General features: G+C 32.5%; 5 protein-coding genes. 1 reads left to right on the plus strand and 4 read right to left on the minus strand.

Features of this window, described 5'->3' with window-relative positions; translation table 11 throughout:
* Positions 1–745 precede the first annotated feature (745 nt).
* The 4 genes from B3C18_RS10470 to B3C18_RS10485 form a co-directional block, all read right to left on the minus strand.
* Positions 746–1,879: a hypothetical protein gene (locus B3C18_RS10470; RefSeq protein WP_291146395.1), complete on the minus strand. Its 1,134-nt coding sequence runs from the start codon at positions 1,877–1,879 to the stop codon at positions 746–748.
* Positions 1,870–3,462: an NB-ARC domain-containing protein gene (locus tag B3C18_RS10475; RefSeq protein WP_291146397.1), complete on the minus strand. Its 1,593-nt coding sequence runs from the start codon at positions 3,460–3,462 to the stop codon at positions 1,870–1,872. Before B3C18_RS10475 ends, B3C18_RS10470 begins: the two co-directional genes overlap by 10 nt.
* Positions 3,463–3,693: 231 nt before the next feature.
* Positions 3,694–4,815, minus strand: a complete 1,122-nt coding sequence (locus B3C18_RS10480; protein ID WP_291146399.1) for a hypothetical protein — start codon at positions 4,813–4,815, stop codon at positions 3,694–3,696.
* A 297-nt stretch (positions 4,816–5,112) separates the two neighbouring features.
* Positions 5,113–5,499, minus strand: coding sequence for a hypothetical protein (locus B3C18_RS10485; protein ID WP_291146401.1), 387 nt, complete (start codon positions 5,497–5,499; stop codon positions 5,113–5,115).
* 373 nt (positions 5,500–5,872) lie between these two features.
* Between B3C18_RS10485 and B3C18_RS10490 the strand changes: the two genes are divergently transcribed.
* A partial coding sequence (locus tag B3C18_RS10490) for a hypothetical protein (protein ID WP_291146403.1) occupies positions 5,873–6,134 on the plus strand: 262 nt, incomplete at its 3' end.

Genomic DNA, 6,134 nt, shown 5'->3' on the forward strand with positions numbered 1-6,134 from the left:
GTCAAGTTTTTTTAGGAGATGACAAACGGTTTACGTTCCCCAATCTAAAAGTTTATGTCTACCAACTAAACAGGATACGTTTGCCAAAGTATACAGCTCTTCAGCCAGGTCTGCCCACATGGATGGCTGGCTTATTTATCCTTTTACGAGCTATTTAATCCGGGGGGTAAAAAAAAGTGAACCGGATTGGATTCACGTTTTTTTGATCCTGTCAGGATAAAGGTTTGAATCCTGATCAGATTTGAAACCGGATTGTTTTTGAAATACCCCAATTTGAAACTTCGTAGAGCCGCATGTTGATTGTTGACTTGTATGGAGAGCGGGGCAGAAAATTTCATCACCCTATTAAAGTCTGGATAGTCTTTTGTGGGTACTGTTCATTTGATGTTCAATAAACCGGGGTATGTTACTGTACTTATTCATACGCCGTAAGATGGCATTCTTTCTTTTATGATTGATCAGTGCAAACAGAGAAGCTGTTCCTGCAATGATGAATACAGCGGCGATTATTTCAAGTGTTTCGTTTTTCATCTTAATTGGATTTTAGGTTTGGATAAAAAAGCCAACCACCTTGTCGAAGATGTGGCTGGCTTTTAAATATCAAGTTAGATTTGTAGCTGTGAACCTACATTGCAAAGATAAGATGGATGTAAAACAGGCTTTTATACAATTAACTTTGAATGTTACAGGATTTAAATGCTCAGATATTAATGATTCTTGCTATTTGATTGTTTTAGAACTTTTCTTATTTCGAACCTTCAGATTTTGAAAGCACACTTTTTAATTTATTTCCAAATTCCGACTGCTTTACATCAGTAATCGCGTTTGTTAGGTCATTATCAAATTTTTCAGGATTTTCAAAAAAATCAATCTTATTAAGTTTAAAAACAAATGGTTTATGGTAATTTTCAGATGTTTCAGAAATAACCTTATTACACACTTCTTTCCCCACATTATTTTTATTTATTCTTATTGCTATCTCTGTAAAATGAGATAATCCGTCAAGTACGTGATTTCTACAACTAGTACTTAAACCCATGATATCAATATCTTCTATAAGAGAATACAATCTACTACCTGGATACTTAAAAATTTCTTGCATTCTCTCCTTTTGTTCATTGTATAAGATATCGTAATTTGATTTAGAAATTTCCCTAAACCTACTTTTCCCTTTAAGATCATCCCGTTCAGTAACTACCAATATAGCTTTATAGGTAGTTAATATTCCAAGTAATTTCAAATATGATTCTGATGATAAACGAGGTTTTAATTTGAAGAAATTCTCAATTATTTGAATTGCTAAATATTTTGAAGTTGGAGTTGAAGAATCAGCCCAAGCATTTGAAGAATAATACAGAGTATAGATTTCATCTTTTTTAAACAGTGAAAAATAATCTTCATATAACTTCAAGGCCTTTTGAAATTTACTTTTTTGTTGGATAAGGTAAGTGGCAAAATTGATTAATGCTGTGCGTTTAATCTCATAAGGTGTTTTTTGTCTGTTAAGAATTCTTCTGTAGCTATTTTCCACTTCTACTTCTGTTGAGATAAATCTACTTGCGTCTGCATTAGTTAATAATGCTTGTTCTGTAGAGGTTCTTTTGTCTGTATCTATGATTTTTGCTCTACTCATAATTCCACCATCAAATTCATTACCTTTATTTTGGTAATAAATCTTCATTAGTTTAAAAATTTCTAATGAGTAAACTCGGAAAAAACCATCTTCAATTGTTACTATTTTTAGCTTAATAAGTTCATTGAGAGCATTAAAAAAATCATCATCAGTTTCTGAATCTTCTTTGTTAAGTATAAATCTTAATGTGCTAATTAATCCTGTTAAATCATTTTCATCAACTAACAGGCTGATTGCTAAAAACATATTTTTCCCATCGTGAGATAGGTATTCATAAATTCGTCATAAAGAAAATTTATTGTTTCTTTCGTTGATTTTATTTCAGTGTTTAAGGCTTCAAGCAACGTCCCTTTCTGAGCGGCAAAAATTCCAAGTTGGAGGATAAATAATGGTCTTCCTGATGTAATTTCAAAAACTTTTTTACGTATTTCTTTATTTCTAAGCTCTCTTTGAAGCTGATCAAGATTAAAATTAGGAATTTCATTTTTTATTGCCTCTTGAAGGAACATAATACATTCATCTTCATTTAATTCTTTTGTTTGAATCTCTTCTCCTGTAATAAGAATTGCTGACCTTGTTGTTATAATAATTTTGTGATGATTAATATTTAGTTTATTTAAAAATTCAATTATCCTATCTTTTTCTTCTTTACTAAAAGTTTCAAAGTCATCGATAATTATCAGTAGTTTGCCTTGATAATTTAATATGTGACGATCATTCAAATCATCATAAGAAAATATTATGGAATTGACAACTCGAATTATATCATCTAAAGAAGTAATTCCATCTGAAATATGATTAATGCGGCCGTGATAATAATTGTATTGTCTATCTTTCGCTGATAGGAAAATCACATAATCAAATACTTTTTTTGCTTGATTACATAGGATTTCACACACTCTTTGAATTGATGCTGTTTTCCCAACTCCTCCATGCCCCCAAATAGTACCAAAGACCGAGGCCATATTGTTTTCTAAAAAACTAATAATCTTCTTAGTGATTCCTACATCTATGTACTTACTAAAATTATTTTGAAAAGCATTTATTACTGTTCCATTAGCTGATTTCCTTTTGGAACCATCGGAAAGAATAGATAATTTTTCAAATTCAGGTACTTCTATTGTAGAATGACCAGTTTTGAGAAGTTTATTATATTTTGTTCTTCCAGTTAATTTTTCTTCGATGGAACAAAAAGTATAAAATTCCGATTCATTTTCTAATAGAATAAATGGCGAAATTCTAACATAGTAGGTGCTTTTAATGAATAAAAATAAATCACCGACTTCGAAATTAAATATCTGCTTTGGACAAGACCATACTCTATAGGTAAAACCATCAGACTTATAAGATATGCCTTTAAATGTATTGTCTTCTTCCTTTGTAACTTTTATTATCTCAACTTCATTAAAAATGTCATGTAAGTTTGGGGCTTCAATTAATTCGAAGAATTTTTCAAAAAAGTTTAAATAATTCTCTGTATCATCTTCGAATGAAAAGCCATGACCAATCTTTTCATTCCTGAATCTGGGATAATCATCTATAAAGTTATATAAGCCTTTAACCTTTCTATTCCCAAAAAATTCAGATGATAAATCTAATTTTCGAATCATTGAAATTATAGTACCAATTGATGGTTTTCCAATACAGTTTATAATATACTCCCTATCATCTATTGATATTGTTTCCCAATTCTTATTCCACAAATAAGACAATATATATATTAGTATAAACTCAAACTTTGATTGATAGTGTATTCGTAATTCTGCTCTTTGATTGTCAGATTTTAAAAAATCAATTTTTTTATTTAAGTTACTTAATATATAATTCATTTATGAGTATTTAAATTTAGATTTCAAAAGTAGAGAAATAGCTTTGTAAATATTTTTATTTCGCCCTTGTTGATGTAAGCGTAAATGCAAACCAGTGCGACTTACCAACGAAAATAGAGAAACATTTTTTAAAATAAATACTCCTTATTATAATAGAATCAGTGTATGGATAGTGGAAGTCTTTAATGTGACAATAGATCCGGAACAATAAGAATTGATAGTTTTGAATAATTAAGATAGCAAGTAATCTTCTTCTAATAATTCATCATCCGATTTCTTTTTGGATTTAATGTATTCAGTTGTGTAAAGTTTTAAGGTATCCCCTTTCTCCAATATTTTATTGTCTTTATAAAATTTTTCAATTTCATTATTATCGAACCATCTGCTACCAACTAGTCCTAACTTAAAAAGCTTTTCAAAAATGTAGTGGTTTGGGTAGGTTAATGCTAAATGTTTTTTATCAAGTTTTTTGTCTTTTTTACTCAAATCAATCGCTTTGCAAATAGGTATATGCAATCCACTTGAAACCATTTTATTTTTATGTTTTTGTAATTTATCTGTAGGTCTCAAAAAACCACAACAGTGTGGCATTCTGAATGTTTCCTCTTTTGAACTAGGGTGTTCACAGAAATTACAATCACAAAGTGTTTTTCGCAATTTTGCTAATTGTTCATTTAAATTTCCGTTGGAAAAATAAATTCGACCATCCTCCCAGGTTTTATATTGTAAAAAAAGAAAACGTACTTTTTCGCTTTCTATGTCGTATTGTTCATAAATTAAATCAGCTCCTGTAATATGCTCCTCTTTATCTGGGTGAAGCAATCGCATTCTAAGGAATCTATTTTCTGTAATTTCATAATCAACATACTTGTAACCATTATCTAAAACTTCTCCAAAAATCTCACGTCTATCTATCTGAGCAAAATCTCTTACCAAAATTGCATTCTCTGTAAGATGTCTAGGTTTTAAGCTCTCTCTCGCCGCATGAAGTCTGGCAATTTTGGCATTTGTCGCTCTTAAGTCCTTTTTTTCTAAAGAAGATTTACTTGTTAATATTTTAAGTCTTTCTATTTCAGCATCTATTAAATCTACAGGATCTGTTTGCTCACCATTTCCAGAACTTAATATTGCTTCCTCTTTATATTGCCTAACAATTTCGCTATCATTTTTTTCACTTAGTAGCTTTTCAAATTCATTATATAATCCTTCATCTAAGTCATACAAAAATCTTAAGGATTGTTCATAAGTTGGTGGAAATTGTTTACGGGTTGCAATACTTACTGCGTCGCGAATCCCACTAACAGTTTGAAAAGCTATATTTAAATTTTGGTCTCCAACTAAATCTGCACTCATGTCAATTGATTTATTTTGCTAAATTTATATCAGACAATTTGATAAAAAAAACAAATTCCAAAACGTGTATCAAGTGGTCTCCTGCTCGAAGTTTTACGAACGGCATCCCGAACTATAAAATAACAGAGGGTTTTCTCCTATTTGCATTTGTTCGATAGTCCCGCTATTCGTCTTATTCCAAATAACCCGCCCGGGCCGAACCGGACGGGCATCCGGAAAATAGAGCAATCCTGAAAGAGAAAAGCTCAATCGGGTTGCTCTAACCTTCATTTATGATACATGGTTAAAAGGTCTGCATCAGAAGAAAATTGAATTGCGATACATCCTGCTTTGCAGTTCTATTTTTTTAATGTTCTCGGCGCATTGGAGCAGGTAATCGGTAAATTCTTTCAGCCAGATGATATCGTTCGAAACACTGGCCATCTCTTCGTAAAGCGAACTGGTGAACTCATAAACGGTTCTTTCCAGGAAAGAGATAACCATCGCCAAAGGCATATCATTGACAAACACCTCCTCCTTCAAAAAAGGGTTTTCGGAAAGGGTCAACAGATTGTTGTAAGTGCGGACAGAAATTTCTCTGGTCTGGTGGAGCTGGAGGATAAAGCCTGCTCTCTTAGCTGCCAGCTCTGTTTCATTAAAAATCATTTTGCCGGAATGGTAGTTTGGTGTTGCAAAGAAGTTCATAAAATTTGGTTTAGTTTTTTATCATGCGGTACAGAAAATTTGTTTTTTCCGGCACGGCAAAAATGTAATCATGGTGATGTTTACAGGGGCGTTTTTGTTTCAATTGGTTGTTGCAAATTTGGGTATAAAGCAAGCGGCATGCAAGAGAGTAAATACTGTAATTTGAGCACCGTATAAGTCACACCCGTTTTGGGTACTTCTACCGGATCTTATGCGTAGAAGTACGCATTATCCTGCCGGGCAGATTTCTATTGTATTAAAAATGAATACTTTTTGTCATTGCTTTTGAGGAATACGTTTTGTTGCTATAGCTTTTCAACAAGTGCCAGCCTATATTTGCGCTTCAAAATTTTACAATCAAAACAAACAGAAAATGAAAAGATTTTTTTACACGCTGATGTCAGTTTCAGCACTGGGCCTGAGCCTGAGCAGTTGCGAAAGCAATAACAAGCCCGCTGCCGCAGATAAGCCAGGTACCTTTGACCCCAATACTTGTTTTGTGCCCAATGCCATGGCCATGTGCACACCGGAATGTCTGGAGGTAATTGTGGATACCCACAAAATATCTACCCAGCAATCTATTGTAGCCAGGGCCGGTATCACAACCATACCTTACGAAATATCCACGCCTGCCT

Source organism: Flavobacterium sp. UBA7680 (genome assembly GCF_002482975.1).
Taxonomy (GTDB): domain Bacteria; phylum Bacteroidota; class Bacteroidia; order Flavobacteriales; family Flavobacteriaceae; genus Flavobacterium.